Annotated in this window: 9 protein-coding genes; 4 read left to right on the forward strand and 5 right to left on the reverse strand. The window is 64.5% G+C overall.

Annotated features, from left to right (window positions below):
* Nucleotides 1–288 precede the first annotated feature (288 nt).
* Nucleotides 289–1,620 (reverse strand): acyltransferase family protein, encoded by a 1,332-nt coding sequence (locus ACILSO_RS23510; RefSeq protein ID WP_395739915.1) that lies wholly within the window; start codon nt 1,618–1,620, stop codon nt 289–291.
* Nucleotides 1,621–1,963: 343 nt separating this feature from the next.
* Between ACILSO_RS23510 and ACILSO_RS23515 the strand changes: the two genes are divergently transcribed.
* Complete coding sequence (locus tag ACILSO_RS23515; RefSeq protein ID WP_395739916.1) at nt 1,964–2,356, forward strand: hypothetical protein; 393 nt, start codon at nt 1,964–1,966, stop codon at nt 2,354–2,356.
* A 289-nt stretch (nt 2,357–2,645) separates the two neighbouring features.
* Here the strand turns inward: ACILSO_RS23515 and ACILSO_RS23520 are convergent, their stop codons facing one another.
* Nucleotides 2,646–2,780, reverse strand: a complete 135-nt coding sequence (locus ACILSO_RS23520; RefSeq protein ID WP_395739917.1) for a hypothetical protein — start codon at nt 2,778–2,780, stop codon at nt 2,646–2,648.
* Between the two features lie 210 nt (nt 2,781–2,990).
* Between ACILSO_RS23520 and ACILSO_RS23525 the strand changes: the two genes are divergently transcribed.
* On the forward strand, nt 2,991–6,248 hold the full coding sequence (locus ACILSO_RS23525) for a WD40 repeat domain-containing protein (RefSeq protein ID WP_395739918.1): 3,258 nt from the start codon (nt 2,991–2,993) through the stop codon (nt 6,246–6,248).
* A 73-nt stretch (nt 6,249–6,321) separates the two neighbouring features.
* Here ACILSO_RS23525 and ACILSO_RS23530 read toward each other — a convergent pair whose 3' ends face one another.
* Nucleotides 6,322–7,098 (reverse strand): hypothetical protein, encoded by a 777-nt coding sequence (locus tag ACILSO_RS23530; protein WP_395739919.1) that lies wholly within the window; start codon nt 7,096–7,098, stop codon nt 6,322–6,324.
* 46 nt (nt 7,099–7,144) lie between these two features.
* Complete coding sequence (locus tag ACILSO_RS23535; RefSeq protein WP_395739920.1) at nt 7,145–12,688, reverse strand: TIR domain-containing protein; 5,544 nt, start codon at nt 12,686–12,688, stop codon at nt 7,145–7,147.
* Nucleotides 12,689–13,058: 370 nt separating this feature from the next.
* Between ACILSO_RS23535 and ACILSO_RS23540 the strand changes: the two genes are divergently transcribed.
* Both ACILSO_RS23540 and ACILSO_RS23545 read left to right on the forward strand, forming a co-directional pair.
* Nucleotides 13,059–17,138 (forward strand): hypothetical protein, encoded by a 4,080-nt coding sequence (locus tag ACILSO_RS23540; RefSeq protein WP_395739921.1) that lies wholly within the window; start codon nt 13,059–13,061, stop codon nt 17,136–17,138.
* A 106-nt stretch (nt 17,139–17,244) separates the two neighbouring features.
* Nucleotides 17,245–21,594, forward strand: a complete 4,350-nt coding sequence (locus tag ACILSO_RS23545) for a hypothetical protein (protein WP_395739922.1) — start codon at nt 17,245–17,247, stop codon at nt 21,592–21,594.
* A gap of 158 nt (nt 21,595–21,752) precedes the next feature.
* On the opposite strand, the gene ACILSO_RS23550 is transcribed toward ACILSO_RS23545, so the two are convergent.
* Nucleotides 21,753–22,163, reverse strand: coding sequence for a hypothetical protein (locus ACILSO_RS23550; RefSeq protein ID WP_395739923.1), 411 nt, complete (start codon nt 22,161–22,163; stop codon nt 21,753–21,755).
* Between the last annotated feature and the right edge of the window lie 37 nt (nt 22,164–22,200).

The following is a 22,200-nucleotide window of genomic DNA, read 5'->3' on the forward strand; positions in this document are numbered from 1 at the left end:
GCATCTGCCTTTCGGAGTGAATGAGGACGCGCACCTTTTTTGCATCGCCCTCGGTGCGATAGACCCCTCATCTACGGTCCCGGCGCTGCGGTTCCCTGCCAGAGATCAGACGTGCGGTGCGTGGGGCCTTGAAAGCCGCTCCTCTTGAGGCGCCATGGAGATGGTCTTTTATGGCATGAGATGTTATCGATGGATCGGGCCTCCTGGGCGCATTGCGTTCACTTCACTGCCTCTGCTCGGCTGTGTGTGTGGCTGAGCGTCTGCGGAGATTTGTGCCAGACGTGTTTTTCAAGTGATCGTGGTATGGGTGCTTTGCGGGGAGTGCTTCGCTGGGCGGGTGCGGGGGCCGTTGAGAATGCGGCCGAGCCAGGTGTAGCGGACGCAGAGGTCATAGACGGGGAGGAGGATGAGGAGATTGAGGAGGACATTGAGCGTGAACTTGACCCAGCAGTTCACCTCCCACGGGAGCATGAGGATCTGCAGCCAGAGGACGAGGGGAAAGTGGGCGATGTAGCACCAGTAGGAGGCATCGGCGAGGTAGCGGATGCGCGGGGTGTGGCTGTGGACGTGGCGGATGAAAAAGCCGATGAGGGCGAAGGCGGCGGCCCAGGCGTAAAGTGCGGAGGCGGCGATGACGAGCGTCTTGAGCCAGAGGGGCTGCGCGTGCCCGGGCGTGTGGTAGATCATGTAGCCGATGCCGAAGACGGGAAAGCTGAGCACGGCGAGGAGGAGATAGCTGAGGTAGCTTTGCGCGAGGGTTTGCAGGTGGTGCGAGCGGCGGTGCAGCCAGCAGCCGAGGAGGAAAAAGTGGCCATAGTAGAGCACGGCGCGCGGCGGCGGTGTGAGATCGTGCCCTTTATGATGCACGAGGCCGACATTTTGATGGGCCCACATGAGGAGCATGCCGACGGGGACGAGGGCCACGATGCGCCAGGGTCGGGCGAGCAGCCAGTCGAACGCGGCATCGAGCGGGCGGAGGCTGCGCTGCGCGAGGGGGATGCGGGGCGCGGCCCGGAGGATGAGGGCGGCGAGGGCGCAGATGATGAGGAGCATCTCGAGAAACCAAAAATGCTCGCTGCGGGTGAAGAGCGTGGTCCACTGGCCGGGCGCGAGGGGGAGCTGGTGGGTGGCCCAAAGCCGGATGAGGCCGGAGAGGGGCACGAGGGTGAGGGTGCCGAGCACGAAGGGCAGCCCGATGCGCTCGGCGCGGTTCCGTATGAAGCCGGTCAATCCGGCGCGCAGCCAGAGGAGGCGGGCGAAGAATCCGGCAAGGATGAAGAAGAGGTGGCTGCGGAAGCCATTGGTGATGCCGACGAGGATGTTGAACCCGAAGCTGCGGCTGACGTCATACACGGGCCAGAAGTCGATGGAGACGACGTAGGAAAGCGCGGCATGCTGCGTGATGCCGGTGAGCATGACGATGGCGCGCAGGTTGTCCAAGGCATGGAGGCGGTGGTGGGTGGGGGCTCCGAGGCTGGCTGCGGAGAGGTCCGCGGTGGTGCTCAGCGGGACATCCGCGGCTGTGGCACTGACCGGGGCTGGAGCAGGGACTGAGGCCGCAGCCGGGCTGTCTGGGCCTGCGGACGAATGAGGGTCTGGAACGTGGGCGTGAGCGTGCATGGAGTGCACGCGCTGGGTTCTTTTTGAGCGAAGGAGAAAACGGGGGGGGCGAAGGGGCGATGCGAGGCGAGGCGTGCGGGTAGAAGGTGGAGGACGGGAGCGGGGGTGACAAATGGAATGGTGGGTGTGTTCACGCGCCAGGGCGTGTTCACGAATACGTGAACATGGGGGTTTTCGTGAACGTGGGATGCCTGGAGGGGCTGGCAGTTCAAGCTGCACTGAGTGCAGCAGCCGAACGAGGGACCGGTGAATACCGAAAAGCTGGCACTGCCCAAGATGAGTGCCTATGCTAGGAAGGAATGCGCAGCCTGGAGGCTGTGAGTGATTTCAAGCTACCCGCGAGATGACTTCGGACCCACCCAACCCCTTTGTGTCAGCACTGGAGGCGAAGCTGCGCAGTCTGGGGGTTGAGTCGATGGCGGGGCTGGCGAAGCTTGGGGGGATGGAGCACGGGAGGCGCCTGAAGGTGCTGGATTGGATCGCGGGAATGGCATTTAGCGCTCAGCACATCGGAAACATTACACTGGGAAGGCAGGCGCTTTCTCTGGTACCGCTGGAGGTGTTGACGGAGTGCTGGGAGGAGATGGCTGCGCCTTTTCTAGCCACCCATGATGAGTGGGAGTACCGGAGAATGGCGGAGTTTTTGGAAATGCATGCGGTGAGCCTGCTGCCGCAGCATCTGCAGATCTGCGCGGGCCATGCAGATACGGACATTCGGGAAATAGCAACGGAGTGATGTATTAGTGAGTCAATGAATGGCGACCGCGAGGCAGACTGGATGGCCTGTACTGAGGGTGGATTTGACTCGGTGCCTATGCTGCGATGGAAGGCATAGACAACCGGACCGGCTAAAGCCGGTACTACAATACGAAGAGGCTGACGCAGGAGAGGGATTTCTTGAGACTTGATGGCTTGCCTTGCGACGATGGCCCGTGATCGAGGATGGCCGAGCAGAGTGAACCGGAGCGCACCCGAGAAACCCAAACGCACCCGAGCAACCCGAACGCACCCGAGCGACGTGGAGATTAGACGAAGGCAATCGGAGGAGCGATGTGAGCCCATGGGGTGGGCGACAGCGGAACGACTGAGAGAAGGAGGACGAAGACGAGACGGAAAGGGAGGATGTTGAAGAGGAAGAGGAAGAGGAAGAGGAGCTGCATCGGTCTTTTCTCTTGCGGCTTCGTTGTGAGGCCTTCGTGAGTCGTGAGGTGTGCGCCTCCGCTTTCACCTGCGCCGTGGGTTTTTACTCCCGAAAAATCCCGGATCGGCGGCTTGTCAGGGGGCGCTTCGTTTGCTCTTGTAGGTGGGCTGCTTGGGTGGCCTTGGGGGTTGTTTGGAATCGTATGAATCGCGCGTCTTTGTCTAGTTCCATGGGTCGCCGGGTGCTCTGGGGGGCGCTGGTGGCGGGGCTTGGGGTGGTGGTGATGCTGATTCTGGCCCAGGTGATGTGGAGGTCGCGGGCGGCGAGGGAGATGGAGCGCGAGGCGCTGGAGCGGGCAGAGGCGGCGCGGCGCTTGGAGGCGGAGAAGAATGCGAATGCTGCGGCGCTGAAACTGGCGGAGATGCAGCGGCAGGTGGAGTCGAACGAGCGGTTGATGGGCGAGCAGGCGGCGCTGGTGGCGGAGCAGCGGAAGAGGCTGGAGGCGCAGTCGCGGGAACTGGCCGCGCTGCAGGAGCGGCTGCATGAGGCGAGCCGGGCGGATCACGCGATGGCGGTGCGCTGCATGGAGGTGGAGGATGACTGGCCGAAGGGTGTGGCGCTGCTGGCGCGGGCGCTGGAGCGGTGGCCGGAAAATCCGCAGGCTGCGACGCGGCTGTACGCGACGCTGGCTCTGCACGGGGCGGAGAATGCGGGCTGGCCGCGCAAGGTGCTTCGCCACGCGGGGGTGGTGTGGCAGGGCGCTTTCTGCGCGGATGGCTCGCGCTTTTTCACCCAGTGCATGGACAAGACGGTGCGGGTGTGGGACGCGAAAGCGGTGGAGGTGGTGGGTCAGCCGCTGGTGCTGCCAAACCTGGTGCGCGGGGTGGATCTGAGCCCGGATGGAAAATGCCTCGCGGTGGTGGAGGAGGATGGCTTTGTGAATGCGGTGAGGCTGTGGGATGTGGCGACGGGCCGGCCCAAGGGAGAGCCGATGATGCATGATGACAAGGTGCAGTCGGCGCACTTCAGCCGGGATGGCAGGCGCCTGGTGAGTGTGAGCCTGAGCGGGACCTGTGCGCAGGTGTGGGACGTGGCGACGCAGCAGCCGCTGGGCGCGCCGCTGCCGCACACGGGGACGGTGAACAGCGCGGAATTCAGCCCGGATGGCACGCTGGTGGTGACGGCGAGCGATGACAAGACGGTGCAGGTGTGGGACGCGGCTTCGGGCAGGGCGCGGGGCAAGGCTTTGCGCCTGCAGCAGGCGGTGACGGGCGCGGTTTTCAGCCCGGATGGCGCGCAGGTGCTGACGACGACCGCCTACGGCGATGCGGCGCAGATGTGGACGGTGGCGGGGTGGAAGCCGCACGGTGAGCCGATGCGCCATGGCAGCCGCGTGCGCGAGGCGGTGTACTGCCCGAATGGCTCGTGCGTGGCGACGATGGCGGAGGATGAAACGGTGATGCTGTGGAGCGCGGAGACGGGCGCGCCGCTGAATGCGCCACTGCGCCATCCGGCGCTGGTGGAGAGCGTGAGCTTCAGCCGCGATGGGTCGCGACTGCTGAGCATCGATGCCGAGCATGCGGTGCATGTGTGGGATGTGGCAGGCGGCGGCAGGCTGGGCGTGCCGCTGCGGCATGCGGAGATGGTTTACTCGGCGGAGCTGAGCCCGGATGGCCGGCATGTGCTGACGACGTGCATGGATGGCACGGCGCTGCTGTGGGATGCGCCGACGCGCCTGCCGATGGGCGAGCCGCTGCGGCATGCGGATGCGGTTTTAGACGCGGTCTTCAGCGCGGACGGCAAACGCCTCGTGACAGGGAGCGATGATGACACGGCGCAGGTGTGGGATGTGGCGACGGGCCTGCCAGTGGGCGCACCCATGGCGCACGCGGAAAAGCGGGTGCATGCCGTGGAATTCAGCGCGGATGGCAGACGTGTGCTGACGGCGAGCACGGACGGCACGGCGCGTGTGTGGGATGCGGCGAGCGGCCTGCCGCTGACGGAGCCGCTGCGCCATGCGGACGCGGTTTACCCGGCGCACTTCAATGCGGATGGGAGCCGCGTGCTGACGGTGTGCGCGGACGGCCATGCGCAGCTATGGGACGCGGCGAATGGAAAGCCGCTGGGCGCGCCGATGCGGCATGGCGACGGGCAGGCGGTGGGTGGTGGTCAAGGTGAAGCGAAAGGTGAAGCGAAGAGCGAGGCCAAAGCTGTGGCTGCGGGTGAGGGCGCGGGGGCTTCTGGGGGCGGCAAGGATGGAGTGAGCGATGCGGTGCTGGAGGCGGAGTTCAGCCGGGATGGCACGCGTGTGCTGACGGCGGGCGCGGATGGCTCGGCGCGGCTGTGGGACGCGGCCACGGGCACGCGCCTGAAGGTGCCTGCGCTGACGCATGAGTCTGCGGTGGCGGCGGCGCATTTCAGCCCGGATGGCTCGCGCATTGTGACGACGGGTGAGGACGGCAAGACGAAGCTGTGGGATGCGGCGAGCGGCAAGGCTCTGGAGTCGCCGCAGCTGAATGCGCTGAGTGTGCGCAGCGCGGTCTTCAGCCCGGATGGGAAACGCCTGCTGACGGTGGATGCCAATGACGAGGCGCGGGTGATCGATGCGGCCACGGGAAAGCCGCTGGCCGGGCCGATGGTGCATGCGCAGCCTCTGGCGGGCGCGGAATTCAGCCCGGATGGAAGGCTGGTCGTGACAACGAGCGATGACGAGAGGGCGCGTGTGTGGGATGCGGAGACGGGCCTGATGCTGGGCGAGCCGCTGCATCACGAAGAGCGGGGCAGGCACCAGGATTTTGAAGGAAACTCGGACCGCACGCCGAATGCGCACTTCAGCCCGGATGGCCGCTGCGTGGTGACCTCGAGCATCGACAACACGGCGCGGCTGTGGCATCTGCCGCCCTCCCCTGCCCTGCTGGTGCCGGTGCCGGACTGGGTGCTCACGCGCGCCTACGCGGTGGCGGGGATGGAGCCTGAGGTGAACGGGAATCTGAGTGAGATGCCGCCGGAGAAACGACGCGCCGGAGTGCTGGCGCAGGTGCCGGGTGCGCAGGCGGGCGAGTGGCAGAAGCTGGCGCTGTGGCTGGCGATGCCGGCGTATGAACGGCCGCTGACGCCGGAGTCGAAGTTTACCCGGCGGCAGATCGCGGAACGTGAGCGCGATGCGGATGCGTGGGACGCGGCGGAGAAGAAGCACATGCCGAACTCGGCCCCGATGGAGGCGCTGGCGTTCTCGCTGTGGTATGATCCCTCCACGCCTCTGGCCCACCTGCTGCTGGCGGGGGCGATCCAGCGCGAGTCCGCCTACACGCCCAAGGAGGATCTCCCCCCTGCCCTGCCGCAATCCCTGAAGCTCCTGCGCACGCACGGATTGCAGATCCTACCATGCGATGCTGCCTTGTGGTCTCGCGCCGTGGAAAGCTTGAAGGCGCAGGGGGAGGAGGGGCTGGCGGGGGGCGCGGGTGGGAAGGAGCATGGGGTGCGGTAGGCGGCGAGCTTGATTTATGATTTATGATTTATGATTTCAGAGAGGGGGAGGGCGCAGGGGGTGTTGGATGGGGTTATTGGGTGCGTTCCGGGGCGAGGTCGTAGAGGATATCGAGGGGATGCTTGGGGTTGGAAAAAAGCTCGTACCTTCTCTTCCAAGCACCGAGGTGCTGTTCATCGAGCTTTGTCAGTTCACTGAGGGGTACGGGATACTTCACTTCCAAGGAGGCTGCTTTTGTTGTCTCAGGGCCTCCAAGGAATTTTTCGACCAAGTCATGCACCTGGAGGCGCCCGGGCTTTGTGCGGCGGATGGTGCGCATGAGGCTGAGTTCATAGAACAGCCAGGGGGACTTGGTTTCGCTGATGGACTCGGATGAAGTGATTGACTCGGGCGAGTTAAGGAAGATGACGCATTCGCAGGCGTCCAGCATCTGGTTGAGGGCCACGGCCAGCATCATGTGCACATGACTGCCTGCGAGGTGCTGTTTGTCGTATTCGTAGGTACTGCCGTCTGGGCGGCGGGAGTATTCATTGTCGATGCTGAGCAGAAGGTCGCTGGCGTAGCCCCAGACGCTGGAGTCGATGAAGGATTCGAGATTAAAGGTGTCCTTCAGCCAGCCGGCGCACTTGAGGGCGTCGTCGTTGTTCCGGTGCGAATGGGAGATGAAGACGTCGGCCTTGATCTCGGGAAACCAATGCGTGCTGAGCGCCCCGCCATCGATGATGCCGTTTTTGAGGAACGACTCCAAAGATTCCCGCACGGTGCTGGCATGTCGCTCTCGGAGGGTCTCGCCGCTGGTGAGTGAGGCAGCGCTCCAGTCATGCTTCGTTAGGTTGAAGGCGCGGTACATGGGCGGCGCTGGGGGATGCGGTTGAGCGGAGGTGGATGACGGACGGTTATTTCGCGGCGGGGGCGAAGGTCTGGATGATGTGATTGAAGCGTAGGCGAGCAGAGGGGTTTTGCTCGTCTTTCAGCTTCTCGGTCGCCATGGCTGCGAGGTTTTGCTGCCAAGTGGGCGGAGTGGTGGACTGGACTTTGGCGACGAAGGCGGTCCAGACGTCATCCGGGCACTGGTCGGGTATGGAGGCGAGCTTGAGAAGATGCTGGGCGAGTGGCAGCGAGACGTGGAGGTCTTTAGCGCTTTCGGGTGTCAGCTTCGCGCCGATTTCGGTAGTCAGTTCAGCACGTGAGGTAGGCACGGCAGTGGCATTGTCATCCCGTGCACTGGTGAGCAGCAGGGTGAGATAGCGCGGCAGCAACTCGGGAAACTTTGTTTTTGCCCCTGCGGCCCACCAAGCGCGGGCGGCGCGCCACTGGCTGGTGCGGGCCATCGACAGCAGGCGCAGGGCTGCGGCGTCTTCAGGTGAGATGGTTAATGACGAGAGGGCGGAGAGTTCGTCCTTGCGATAATGCTGGGGAGTGAAGGTTACCTCGGAGAGCAGGGAAGAATTCGTGAGCCAGACGAGCGCCCGGTCTTCAAGGCTAAACAATCCCTGCTGCTGAAAATGCAGGAGATCAGGGTGTGGCGATGGCACCGCAGGCAAAATATGAACCTGCGCTTGTTCCACCATGGCCCAGCGTTGTCCATCCGGACTCTTAACCGAAAGATTGTCCGGGAGTGGAAAATCTGGAGGGCCTGGAATTGCCTGATAGGTTTTACATTCCCACGTCTTCACGGTTCCGCCGCCCAGCCTGGCCCCCAGGCGTCTACAGTCGGGACTGAAGGCCAAACTGGAGACGTACCACGAGTTTCCCGAGAATGTATGCAGCTCCTTGCCTGTGGCGGAATCCCAGAGCTTCACCGTCTCGTCGCCTGATCCGCTAGCCAGGAGAGAACTGTCGGGGCTGAAGCTCATGCAGCTGACGAACCAATTGTGTCCTTTGAGTGAGACAAGCTCCTTCCCCGTAGCGGCATCCCACACCTTCAGTCCGCCATCGAAAGAGGCGCTTGCCACGCGTGTGCCATTGTCGTTAAAGGCTACGCAGCTAATGCCCTTCTTGTGACCCGTAGGAATGGTGAAAAGTTCCATTCCGGAGCTGCAATCCCACAGCTTTACGGCACTGTCACCTGACCCACTGGCAAGGCGCGTGCCGTCGGGGCTGAAGGAGACGCAGCTAACCCGATCCGCATGCCCTTGAAGTGTGGCCAGTTCCTTGCCCGCCCCTGTATCCCACAGTTTGACGGTCTTGTCTTCAGATCCCGTGGCAAGTCGTGAGCCGTCGCTGCTGAAGACTACGCTGCTGATGATGCTCTGGTGTCCTGAAAGCGATGTCAGATCCTGGGTCATCGCACAGTCCCACACCCGAACCGTATTGTCCCTAGACCCGCTAATCAGCCGTGCGCCATCTGGGCTGAAAGCAATGCTGGTGACGGCGCTCTGATGCCCCCGAAACGTCGCGATTTCCCTACCAAATTCGACATCCCAAAGCTTCACGGTTTTGTCCTGAGAACCGCTGGCCAAATGCCTGCCATCAGGACTGAGGGCGACGCTGGTGACATGCTGTTCATGCCCTGCCAAGATCTTCGGTTCTGTGCCTGGGACAAAACTCCATAGCTTGACGCTGCCAGCAACTGACCCGGTGGCCAGACGCCTGCCATCCAGACTGAAAGCGACGCTGGTGACTTCTGAAGCATCACTCCCGATGATGGCAGGGTTCCCGCCCGCGGCAGGGTCCCAAAACCTGATTGTCTTATCATCTGAACCGCTGGCGAGAAGTCGGCCGTCTGGACTCCAGGCAATGCTTTGGATGTGTTTTTGGTGCCCTTTGAGGAGGGGCATTTCCACTTGCGTGGCAAGATCCCAGAGCTTGATGGTGTGGTCATCTGACGCGCTGGCCAAATGTTTGCCATCGGGGCTGAAGGCCACACTGAAGACAACCCGCTCGTGGCCCCGCAGTGGGAGCAACTCTTTGCCATCGGCGCAGCTCCAAAGCCTCACGGTATTGTCATAGGACCCACTGGCCAGGAGCGTGGCATCGGGACTGAAGGCGACACATGTAACTGCTTTCTCGTGTCCCGTAAAAGTAAACAGTTCCCTGCCCGTAACAGCGTCCCACAGCTTTACAGTGCCGTCCCCAGATCCACTCGCGAAGCGAGTGCCATCCGGACTGAAGACCACGCCATTGACCCAATGCCGGTGCCCGCTAAGTGCAGCCAGTTCCTGGTGCGCAGGCGAGTCCCAGAGTTTTACAGTCCGATCTTCTGAACCGCTGGCCAATTGGGTACCATCAGGACTGAAGGCCACGCTTAAAACTGCCTGCCGGTGCCCCCGGAGGTCGGCCAGCTTCTTGTATGTGACACTGTCCCACACCTTAATGGTTTGATCCCAAGATCCGCTTGCCAAACGCCTGCCATCTGGGCTGAACGCAACGCTGGTGACGCTAAGGCCGTGATCTTTGAGCGTGGCCAGCTGTTTGCCCGTTGCGCAGTCCCACACCTTCACGGTCAGATCATCTGCTCCGCTGGCCAGAGACGACCCATCCGGGCTGAAGGCGATGGTGGCAACCCTATTTTCATGTCCCAGAAAAGCAGAGAGTTCGTTGTGTGAGACAACGTCCCACAGCTTCACAGTCCTGTCTTCAGCCCCACTGGCCAGACGTTTGCCGTCTGAGCTAAAGACTACGCAGGTTACCTTGCCCTCATGCCCTGGCAAAGTCGCCACAACATTGCATGAAACACAGTCCCATATTTTAATACTTTTGTCCTCCGATCCGCTGGCGAGGTACATGCCATCCGGGCTGAAGGCTACACTGGTGACGGTCCGTTCATGGCCCGCCAGACTCGCTAGTTCTTTTCCGGTGACGCTGTCCCATAGCTTGATAGTATCATCCTCTGATCCGCTGGCGAGGCGTGTGCTGTCCGGGCTGAAGGCCACGCTAGTGACCCGCTCGGCGTGCGCTGAAAGGATGGCCAGATTCTTGCCCGTAGCCCTGTCCCAAAGCTTCACGGTATTGTCAGCAGAACCGCTGGCCAGGCGCTTACCATCGGGGCTGTAGGCGATGGTGGTGACGCTGTCGAGATGATGCGCTCCAACGGGACTCGACCAAATGGGCAGGAGGCTGGGGTGCAACTCAGGGATGAAGTCTTCCGCCGCTTTGCGTTCCTTCATTCTCTCTGCATCTGCCCGGACGTCGTGCTTCAACTGCTGGCTTAGCAGGGGCAGAAATTTATTTTGCCATTCCAAGGGGGCCTGCTCTCTGCCATATCCAGCAAATCCCAGGGAACGGCCGGCGAGCATAATGGCGGTAAGGTTGTCGCCAGCTTTTTGCGCTGTGCGGGCGCGTTCCAGCCAGGACTTGCCGATTTCAACAGTGGCGCGGTCGAGCTGGCGGTTTGATTCTGCCAGGGCCGTTTCAGCGTCTGTGGTGGCCTTGAGGGCTGTGTGCCGGTCATGGCTTGCCTGAAGGAAGTACAAAACAGCGACGACTGCGCAAACCAGGGCCAGAGAACCCAGCACTGTTGCTATTTGAAACTGCCACTTTGCCTTTTCAGCCGCCAGGGCGCGCTCTTTCGCAAGATCGCGCTGCTCCCGCAACTTCTCCTCCTGTTCATCGTGCTGGTATTTGATGCTGGTTTGTAAGAACTCCTGCTCGAAGGTGTTGAGCTCTCCGGGGTGGGCTGCGGCCCACTCGGTGGCGGCGGCGAGGCGGGAGCCGGTGTAGAGGAGGTCGGGGGGGCGGGTGGCGTCTTCCCATTCGCGGGCGGCTTCGGTGAGGCGGCGCTGGGTGCGGAGGCCGGAGCGGTCGGTATCGAGCCATTTGCGGAGCTGGGACCAACAGCGGATGAGGGTCTCGTGGGCGACTTCGACGTAGGTGGTGGGTCGCTGGGTGGTGCCACTGCTGCCTTCGGTGACGATGAGGCGGGCGTCGGGGGCGGAGAGGGTGGCGATGAGTTTCTCGACGCGGGCGGGAGCGCCGAGGGTGAGGAGCTCGCGGAGCTGGACGCGGCGGCGGGTGTCTTCGGCGCCTTCGCCAGGATGGACGAGGCGGAGGAAGAGGCGGCGGCAGAGCTCTTGATCGTCGGCGGTGAGCTGGTGGAAGACGGTGCTGGCGCGGCGCTCGAGGGCGCCCTCCAGGCGGCCGATTTCGAGGTAGTCGGCATGCAAAAGAGTGCGGCGATGGGCGGCCAGCATTTTATTCCACAACTCGAGCAGGGCGTGCTGGAGGAGGGCGAGGGCGCCGGGCTGGCGATGGACGTCTTCCAGGAGGAGATCGATGAGGCCGGTCTGGAACTCGGCGCCGGCGCGGAGGGCGGGCTGCTCGATGGCGAGGCGCAGCTCCTGCTCATTCATCGGGCCGACGAGGTACTGGTGCTGGTCAAAGACGCGGGCGAGCTCTTCATAGGCGGCGACTTTGGGGTAAAAGTCTGCACGCATGGTGAGGGCGATGACGACGGGGCCGCTGCGCTCGCGGGCGGCATGCAGGAGGGCGGCGATGAAGGCGGTGCGGAGTTCCTCTCTTTCGCAGGTGGTGAAGACTTCCTCAAACTGATCGATGAGGAGGAAGAGGCGCTGGGGTGGTGAGGTATCGCGGATGAGGAGGCGGGCGGCGCGGTGGAGGCTGGCGGGGGCGGTGGGGAGGGTGCTGAGCTCGGCGCGGACGGCGGTGAGGTGCGGGCTGCTGGAGGCGGCCTGAAGGAGGGAGAGCTCGAGGCTTTCGAGGGGATTGGGGCCGGGGCGCAGGGGCGGGACGAGGATCCAGTCTTTGCTGCCGTCGATGGCGCTGCCGCGCTGGAGGGCGGCGAAAAGGCCGGCGCGGGCGAGGCTGGATTTGCCGCTGCCGGAGGAGCCGAGGATGGCGAGGAAACGCGGGAGATCGCTGCCGGGGCGGAGGGGCTTGCGGATGTCATCGACGAGCCACTGGGTGACGGCTTCGCGGCCAAAGAAGAGGGGGGCGTGGGAGACATCGAAGAATTCGAGGCCGCGATAGGGGCATGGGCCGAGGGCGGTGAAGGTGCCGCTGGTGTACCCGGGCGGCTGGCGGCGGATGCCGGCGAGGAGCTGCTGGTAGGCCTCGGCGTCGTCTTGCAGAGTGTTGCGGAACTCGACCCATTTGTTGGCAACAAGGAAGCTGGGCAGGGTGCTGCGCTGGCCGCGCTCGGCGCCGGGAAGCAGGAGGGGGATGACGGCGAATCCGCTTTTGGGATTCTGAATCTGCCGGCTGATGAGGGTGCGGACTTCGGCATGCTGCCAGGGGCCGAGATCGCCGCGCGCGGGATCGCTGCGGCCAATGAAGATGATGCAGCAGTCGCAGTTTTGCAGGGCTGCATCGAGGGCATCGAGAATGGGCTGGCCGGGGACGAGTTTTTCTTCATCGAACCAGGGCTCGATGTCCTGCTCGGCGGGGTCTTCCGGACTTTTTTCCTGACGGAGACGCTGGGCGATGAACTTGACGGCGGCGCGGTCTGCGGTGGCGTAGGAGAGGAAGACGCGATGCTTCATGTCGGGGATCAGCGTGAAGGGGAGAAGCGAGACGTGGTATCGCTGGGCGGCATGAAGGTGAGTGTGGGCGGTGGGGCGGAGATTGGCCAGCTTCCTTTTACACAAAATGCCGGTGGCGTGGGAGAGAGCGGAGCGGAGAGGCGGGTCGTGGACTTAGGGCCTGCATTCGTCTGCCAAAGGGTGAAAGATAGCTGTGGCTGACGCTGAGGGTGACTGGCTGGCGCTGGGGAAAGGGCCGGGAGTTTTGTGAGGCAGGGCTGGCTTTTTTGTTGTGGCTTTTTTTGCGGAGATTGACTTAGATGGGTTGGGGCAAGGATGTATCTGGGCCTTTGGGACAGTGTGTTTTTTTTATTTTCCTTTTTCTATGAAAATGAGTCGTGTGCTTTGGCTGGGTGTGGTGCTGTGGGTGGCGGGGTGTGGGAGGTCGGAGAGGGAGGATGCGGCGGTGGCTCCGGCGGTGGAGGGTGCTGATGTGGCGGCTGAGGCTGTGGCTCAGCATGAGGCTGCTCCTGCGGCTGAAGACAAGCCTGCCAGACCGGTGGCGGTGACGGAGGCGGAGGGTGCGACTGCCGCGGCCCGTACGCCCATGCCGGATGCGGCGCCGCAGACGAGGGCGGGCGGCGGGGCGGAACTGATGCTGACGCCGGAGCTGGAGAGCTCGGTGGTGACGGTGCGGGTGGTGGTGCCGGGCAGGATGATGCGGGAGCACTCCGGGGTGATGCTGCGGGCGGATGCTTTCACTCCGCCGGTGCCGCTGGAGTCAAAGCTGCGCTACGCAACGGCGGTGCTGCCGGAGTTTGATGAGGCGGTGCTGCGCGGGGAGGGCCGCCGGCTGTTTGTGCTGCGGCAGAAGGTGGACCAGTTTAACAAGGTGTTTGTGATGTCGCGCCTGGCGAAGCTGGCGAGCTTTGATGCGGCGTCCCACGTGGCGGTGCTGCAGTTTCCGGATGATTTTCCGTATCGGCTGGAGGAGGGCGGTGTCGAGGCCGCCAGCGCAGATGCGGCGGGGCGGGCGATGGCGGAGAAGGAGACGGTGTGGCTGCTGCAGGGCATGGTGAACCAGGACCAGGAGAAGCAGACGGCGGCGCTGCCTGTGGGGGTGGAGAAAAGCGGGCTGAGCGCGGTGATGGATGTGTCCCTGCTGCGGGCGGAGATGACGGCGGAGGGACTGCGGCTGGCGGAGGGGCAGAAGCCGGCACGCGAGCCCTTTTCAAACTCGCAGAGCCGGACGAATGTCTCCGCGGTGCTGGCGGGAGACGGCAGGCTGCTGGGCTTTGCGCGGCCCGGGACGAAGCCGGATGTGCGGCTGTTTGAAAAGGTGGCGCTGCCGGATGTGATGGGGAGGCAGATGCGGTATGAGATTGTGAGCGTGGAGACGCTGGAGGCGGACGGTCATTCGAAGAGCCTGGGGTTTTACCACGTGCGGGTGAAGGGCAGGCTGCATGATCCGCTGGGGGATTTCCGCTCTGTGAAGGCGGTGGTGCGAAATCTGGCGAGGGCGGAGGACTTTACTCCGGCGGCGGACCTGAAGGCGAATCAGCCGGCGATGGAGCATGACGGAGGGAATCCCCCTCACGTGTCGATGAAGGAGGACGGGAGCTGTGATCTCTATCTGCAGATGCCGCAGGGGGCGGAGATCTCCTATCAGGTGCTGCAGCTGGAGCTGATGCGGCCGGAGTATGAGGTGGTCTTCCGCACGGCGCCGTTCCTAGTGGTGACGAAGCGCCGGGGGGCGGGGCTGTACCATACGGTGGCCGGGGCGCCTGGGGCGGCAGGGGCCGGAACTGGTGCGGGTGCCGTGCCGCCGGAGGCAGGTGGCGGGCAGCCGGGGGTGATGGAGCTGACGACGGAGAGTCCCATCGCGCTGGGGGTGCCGATCTGCGAGGGGCGGGAGGTGCTGATCAAGCTGAAGGGCGCGCCGTACTGGAAGCGGCTGTCTCTGGGGGAGCGGAAATGGCTGCCGCTGCCGGTGCCGCAGGAGGAGCTGAGCTACTGCATGCTGGCGGGAAACAAGGATGCGCTCTTTGTGCTGGACCCGGGCCGGGGGGAGCTGCGCCGCTACCACGCGGGGACGCTGGCGCTGGAAAAGACGGCGCACCTGCCGGATGGCATATCCTACCACAGCGTGGCAGCGGGCTGCCTGACGGATGACGGGCCGCTGGCGGTGTCCGGGGACCGGGGCGTGCTGGCGTGCGATCCGCGGGAGCTGACGGCGTACATGATCGGAAACCTGGCGGGCGCGCACGACCTGAAGCTTCCAGTCACGATGTTCTTCCGGTCCTCGGGAGACGGCCGGGCGGTGTGGGGCCGCTCGCCAGACGAGCACACCCTGGGCGCCGCGAACTACTGCTACGAAGGGGTGATGAACGGATTTGGCAAGGTGGCGGTGGGATTTCACCAGCCCAGGGCGGGCGCGGAGGCCACGGTGGCACGCGCCGTCTCCTGGGGAAAAAGCATGGGGGGCGACTCGACGGACACGCCGCTGACGACGACCGCGGGCCACTATGTGGTGGAGCGCGCGCAGAGCGGGAGGGATGGCGTGAAAACGGTGCATCCACGCTGCAGCTTTTATTCCATGTATGCAGACGCGCCGTGGGCGGTGCTGGATCTGCCGGAGGCGGCGGATGTGCCGCTGGGGGAGTGGGGGACGTTTGGCGAGCGGCTGTGGCTGGACCCTGTGAGCCTGACCTTTGCGCTGTGGCATGCGGAGAAGACGATCACCCTGCACACGCTGGACCGTGCGGCCCTGCCGCAGCCGCCGGAGCCGGTGCTGCTGAACTACCCGGACTGCCATGTGTGCCGCGCGGATGGCTTTCACTTCAAGCCGCTGGTGCTGGGCGGCAGCGGTGCGGTGACAGTGACGGATGCGCCGCCGGGCCTCACGGTGGGCGCGGACGGCACGCTGGACTGGCTGCCGCCGGAGGAGATGGAGGGCATGAGCACGGTGTTTTTTCTGCGGCTGGGGGGCAGCACGACCGGGCAGGGCACGCAGATCCAGATGGAGCTGAGCGTGGCGGGCCGCCCGCCTGCGGTGGCGGTGCCGGTGAAGCTGGACGTGAAGGCGGCGGAGGTGGCTGCGGCTGCGGCGGGGAATGCCAGGTCATCTACGCCGGTGATGCAGCTGAAGTCCCACTTTTACAACAGCGACCGCCCCATCATGGAGGTGCTGCCCGGGCTTACTGACTACCTGGGGCTGATGCTGAAGGATCGCACGCTGCAGCTGCTTTCTGTGAAGGACTGGAAGGTGGCGGGCAGCCTGGCTCTACCGGCCACCACGGCTGCGTTCCCGGCGGGGGACGTGGTCTTCACCTACAACACCATCACGCGGGAGCTGCTGCGGCATTCGCTGCCGGACTTCGCGGTGACGCATCGCCTGACGGTGCCCGCGGGCTCCGGGCTGAGAGGGCTGGCGGTGGGGGACAGGCCGCAGGGGCCGCTGACGCTGGTGCTGTCCAGCATGGTGAAAATCCTGACTCCGAAAGGCCAGGTGGCAGGCGAGCGGGTGGAGGAGCGGGCGCAGATCCTGGACAAGGAGACGCTGGACCCCGCGCGCTGGGCGCAGCACAAGCCGAGAACGGACCCGAAGAGAATCGACATACTCACCCGGCCGCCGACGGTCGTGCACGTGCCCTTTGGCGAAAAGCTGCCGTTGAGCGTGCCGTGCTCGGCGGACGGGCGGCTGGTTTCCTTTCCAGAGGGGCTGCTCATGATTTCGCCAGGACTGACGGTGGACTATTTGTACCCGAACCGGGTGTTCAACTACTCCTTCAACCCGGGGCCACCAGCCGCGACGCCAACGGCGGACCGCCTGTATGTGAGTGGCGAGATGCGGCTGGGAGGTGGCCGCACGGGCGTCCGGTTCGGTACGGATACGCCTTGCACGCTGAGCCGCTGCGGGAACTACGTGGCCCGGGTGAAAGGTGAGCTGGACAGCCGCCTGCAGATCCGCCTGAAGTCGGCTGACGATGGCCGGGACCTGCTGACGGTGGCGGGGGTGGAGATCCTGAAGCTCTATGACGGGGAGGAGGACTACCAGCGCAAGGTGCTGTCTGCACAGGGGGACAAAAACCTGCTGGCTGTGCTGAGCAAAGGGGGCTTCAACCTGCAGGCCATCGAGCTGGACGTGGCGGCGGCGGTGAAGATCACGGACCCGCAGGCTGCCTTTGTGACTTCACACCCCTTCCCCATCGTGGCGGAGGGTCGCACGCTGGACTATGATGTGACGGTGAGCAATCCTGCCGCGGTGACCAAGTACGAGCTGCGGGACCCGCCGCAGGGTGCGCTGATCACGCCGCTGGGGCACGTGAGCTATCGCGCGCCGACCACGCTCAAGGAGTCGAAGGAGGAGCTGATCTCGGTGGTGATCCATTATAAAACCGGGGATGTGACGCTGCATCAGATCCCGGTTTATGTGATCGCTGTGGGTGCGATGACGAAGGGGGGGAAGTGAGGGGTGGGGAGCTGTGCTTTTTGGTTCTCTGTTCTCTGTTCTCGGTTCTCGGTTCTCGGTTTGTTGATCACTGTTTGTTACTTTTTTACCTCTAATGCTTTCTGCCATGAAATGCCGTTTTGCTGAGTTTCGACGTTTTGTTTTTCGGGTGGTGTGGCTGCTGGTGCTGCTGGGGGTGGCGGGTTGTGGGAAGAAGGAGGAGGCTGCGGGCGGGGGCTTGCCAAAGGCTGCGCCCGGGGCGGAGGTGAAGCCTGGCGGCGGAAGCCAGGGGAGCGGTGCGGGCAGCCCACGCGTGGAAGTGCCTGCCGCTGCGCCGGCACCTGCGCCGAAGGCTTTGCCTGCAAAGCCGTCCCTGACGCTGTCCTCCGAGTTGGAGAGCGCCACGGTGGTGGTGCGGGTGACGGTGGCGCAGACGCTGGTGCGGGAGCACACGGGCGTGCTGCTGCAGCCGGAGAGCTTTGCGCAGAAGCCGGTGCCGGGAGAGAGCCTCAGACGGTTGGTGGCCGTGCTGCTGCCGACGTATGATGAGGCGACGCTGCGGGATCCGGGCTGCACGCTCCAGGTGCTGCGCCAGAAGCTGGACGCGGATGACAAGCCCTATGTGCTGCAATGCCCGGCGGGTTTGGCGCACTTTGACGCGAAGTCCCGCGCGGCGGTGCTGCAGTATTCGGAGGATTTTGCGTATCGGCTGGACGCGGGGCTGACCCCAGGTCCGGAGACAAGCGCTGGCGCCACGGGGCTGCACCTGCTGACGGCGTCTTTTTCACCGCCGCCGCCGAGGGCTCTGGCGCTGATGCGTGAGCCCAGGCTGAAATATATGCCGGGCACCAACACCCTGGCGCGGGGCAAAGCCGTGAACGGCACCCTGGGGGTGGCGCTGCTGCCGGCACGCCTGCAGCAGGGCATGCTGCGCCTGGAGCCGGAGGAGGCCGCCGCTGCGGCGGGCGCGCGCGTGGCCGTGGTGCTGGATGCGCAGGGACGGCTGGTGGGCCATGCCAGCCGCAAAACGACCGGGGAGGAGGCCTGGGCGCTGCAGCCGGCGGCCGTGCCTGCGGCGGCGGAGGAGCTGCGCCTGGTGTACGTGCCACAGAGCGTGGACCCGGGCGTGGTGGAGAGGGAGCCCGGGCGCCCGGGCATCTGCCACGTGAAGGTGAAGGGGCTGCTCAAAGATCCGATGCGGGAGTTTTTCTCCGCACGTGTGGGGATCCAGCTGCTGCCCACGCCGAGCTTTCCGGCGGTGGCGGATGTGACGCAAAACCAGCCGCCCATCGCCGCGGGAGCCGAAAGGCACATGTCCTCCGCAATGGCGGCGGACGGGAGCATGGAGTTTCAGCTGCGGCTGCCAGAGAATGCAAAGAGCAGCTACCATCTGGTGCAGGTGCAGCTGGTGAAGAAAGGCGGCTCATGGGACGGCCAATCGGACTTCAATGCGGCGCCATTCCTCATCGTGTCCGAAACCGGCCTCAAGGGGGAGCGCCCGAAGGTGCTGGGGCTGGGCGGGCAGCCCGGAGCGGGTGCGGGTGGAGGCGCAGGCGGCGGGAATGCGGTGGCAGAAAATGGGATGAACGGAAATGCCGTGGCAGGAAATACCATGTCTGCAGGCGGTGTGGCGGCGACCGGGGGCGTTCCCGGCACGGCACCGGGTGCGGGCGCGGTGGCGCCGGGTGCGGGCGGGGCCGGGCCGGTGGTGGGCACGGTGCGCAAGACGCTGAGCACGGAGAGCCCCATCCTGCACGGGGTGCCGATCTGCGAGGGGCGGGAGCTGCTGCTCCGGCTGGAGGGCGCGCCGTACTGGAAACGGCTGTCTCTGACGGATGGAAAATGGCTGCCGCTGCCAGTGGCCGAGGACGAGGCGGCGCTGTGCCACCTGACGGGAAACCGGGAGGCGATCTTCGTGCTGCACCCGGGCCGGCGGGAGATCCGCCGCCACCATGCGGGCACGCTGGCGCTGGAAAAGAAGGAGATGCTGCCGGATGGCATGTCCTACCAGGGCGTGGCAGCGGGCTGCCTGACGGCCTCCGGCCCGGTGGCGGTGATGACGGCGGCCGGCGCGCTGGCCTGCGACCCGCACGAGCTGCGGGTGCGGCCCACTCCGAATGTGCTGAACCAGAGGGAAACGGCGCTGCCGCCCACCCTTTTCTACAACGCTGCCGGAGATGGCGGCGCGGTATGGGGCATCTCCCATGGCAAAAACACAGAAAGCGACCAGCACCGCGTCTGGCACTACGAGGACGAGGTGGTGGGATTCAGCCCAACTTTGTACTGGGGGAGGCACGAGCAGGGCCAGCTGCCGACCATGGCGGCCACCGCCCCCTGGGACCGCAAGATCACCGGAACGGATGTGTGCGGCAGCCTGTGCAACAGCCCGAACTTCTTCCTGCTGACGGGAAAGGTGAGCGAGCCCGCCCCGCGCAACGCCCCCACGCCGCGCTGCACGCTGTACTCCTGCTACGCGGCTGATCCCTGGGCGGCGGTGGAACTGCCGGAAACCCGCGATGTGCCGCCGGGGGACTGGCGCACCTTCACCCACCGGCTGTGGCTGGACACGGAGAGCCTGACGCTGGCGGTATGGCACGGCAGGCAGGAGATCACGCTGCATACGCTGGACAAGGCGGCGCTGCCGCAGCCGCCGGTGCCGGTGCTGCTGAACTACCCTGACTGCGATGTGCCGCGTGGTGGCAGCTTCCGTTTTACCCCGCGGATGCTGGGCGGTGGCCCCAGGGAAGTGGCGCTCTCCACGCCGCCGGAAGGGATGGCTGCGGAGGCAGGCGGCACGGTGCAGTGGCAGGCTGGCAAGGACCTGCTGCCGCAGCAGGTGACGTTTGGCCTGAAGCTGGCCGCACCGGCGCAGGCACAAGGACAAGCACCAGCGCAGCCACAGCCACAACGCGCCTGCGAGCTGCAGGTGCGGCTGCGACTGAGCGGGCAAAAGCCGCTGGTGGCCGGGCCCGCCAGCCTGAGCGGTGCCGCCACGGAGAAGGCGGTGGAGGAGATGGCCCACGGCCGCAAACCGGGCCTGCCGCTGGTGCCGCTGAGCTTCCGCCAGTTCTTCAGCAGCAGCCCGATTGATCGCGTGCAGGAGCTGAACGACTACCTGGCGCTGCACCTGCACAATCGCACGCTGCTGCTGCTCTCGGTGAAAGACTGGCAGGTGGCGGGCAGCCGCACGCTGGCGGAGACGGACTGCGCCTTCATGGCCGGAGACGCCATCTTCATTTACAACACGGACACGCGCGTGCTCTCGCGCCACTCGCTGCCGGGCTTCGCCGTGACGGGGCGCGTGCCCATGCCGGGGAATGCACGGCTCTTTGGCCTGGGCACTGGCACGACGCCCGAAGGCCCGCTGACGCTGCTGCGGGTGGAAAACGTGCGCCTCAATCAGCCGGGCTACGCCGCTGACTTCAAGGTGGACCGAACCTTCGTCTCCATCGTGGACAAGCAGACACTCGCCCCGGGCAGATGGGCGCCTTACCGTTATGTCGAGAAGCCAGGGCGCTGGACCTCCATCGTCGAAGGGGTGCACCCGGAGAAGAGGCCGGTGTACATCCCCTGCTCGCAGGACGGCCGCGTGCTGAACTTCCCCAACGGCATGATCATGATCTCGCCGGGCATCACGGTGGACTTTAACTACCACCGCAATCCGCAGGATGTGCAGGACTCCAACATCTGGCGCTACGATCTGCGCCTGGGGTCCGAGAAAAACCCGGTCGCCATCGCTTCGCCCAAGGGCGGGCGGATGTATGCCAGCGGCATGGTGTTTTACAACAACTACCACGCATTCAAAGTCGCGGAAACATCGCGGTACCACGGCATCAGCTCGTGCGGCAACTACATCGCCACGCTGAAGACGGACATCAGCCACACCGTGCCGGAGAGCGGGCAGGAGATCACGCTGTACTCCGCCGCAGATGCCCGGCCGCTGCTCAACATCGGCGGCCTGGACCTGCTGCGGGTGCGGGATGACAAGAACCCCCACGACACAGGCATCGCGGATGAGCGCCCGCTGGTGACGCCCATGGGAGACAAAAACCTGCTGGTGCTGCTGAGCCGGGGCGGCACGGTGCTGGAGGGGGTGGATTTCGACTTCGAGAGAGTGTGCCGCATGGTCAATCCCGCCACGGCATGCACCACCTCGCACCCCGCTCCCGTGGTGGCGGAGGGGCGCACGCTTGAATACCAGGTGACGGTGAACAATCCGGACGCTGTGAGCGGCTACGAACTGCAGGACACCACGCAGGGAGCCACCATCACCCCCCAGGGACTGCTGACCTTTCAGGCGCCGGATGATCTGGAAAAGTCCCAGCAGCTCAAGATCTCCATCCGCATCCGCTTTACCAACGGCGAGACCGCCGTGCAGACCTTTCCCCTCTGCATCATCGCGCTGAAAGCCGAAGCCGCTGCCGCGAGGAAAGCCCAGCAGGAGAAGGATGCCGCCATGGGGATCAAGAAGGCGTGATGGAGGGGGATAGGATGTGTGCTCCGCTCCGTGCGTCTTGTCCTGCTACTCTCTGCCATTTCCTGCCATTCCATTCTCTACCCTGCCCTTTCCCGCAGCTCCGTTCCGAGTACACCGGGAAGGCGGGTGAGCAAGCGACCTGAAACAACGAGTTTGATCTATCCGAGCCTCGGAATGACAAACATGACGATGGCGACGACGAGGACGAGGGCGCCGTGGAAGGGCAGCAGGGTCTTGGAGATGCAGGTTTTTCCCCAGGTGCGGCCATCGCTGTTCCAGCTGGAGGCGTTCATGCTGAAGTCGATCTGCGACTCGTCCTTGGCGGCGACGGCTTCGTAGAGTTTGCGATATTGCTTTTCCTGGGAGAGGAAGAAACCGTCGAGCGCCCAGAAGATGATGACGGGGATGTAGGCGATGATGGCGTAGCGGATGTTCGCATCCTTGGCCGCAAGAGCAAAGATGGCGGAGACCAGGGAGACCGACCAGCCTTTGAGAAGAAAGGAGTTGGAATTCATCCGCGTGATGACGGCCTGGATGAATTCGAGGTGCTTGAGCTTTTGTTCGTACATGGGAAGTGGGTGTTGGAGACTAAGGCTGCGCCATGAT

The sequence above is a fragment of the Prosthecobacter sp. genome (assembly GCF_044226605.1).
Classification (GTDB): domain Bacteria; phylum Verrucomicrobiota; class Verrucomicrobiia; order Verrucomicrobiales; family Verrucomicrobiaceae; genus Prosthecobacter.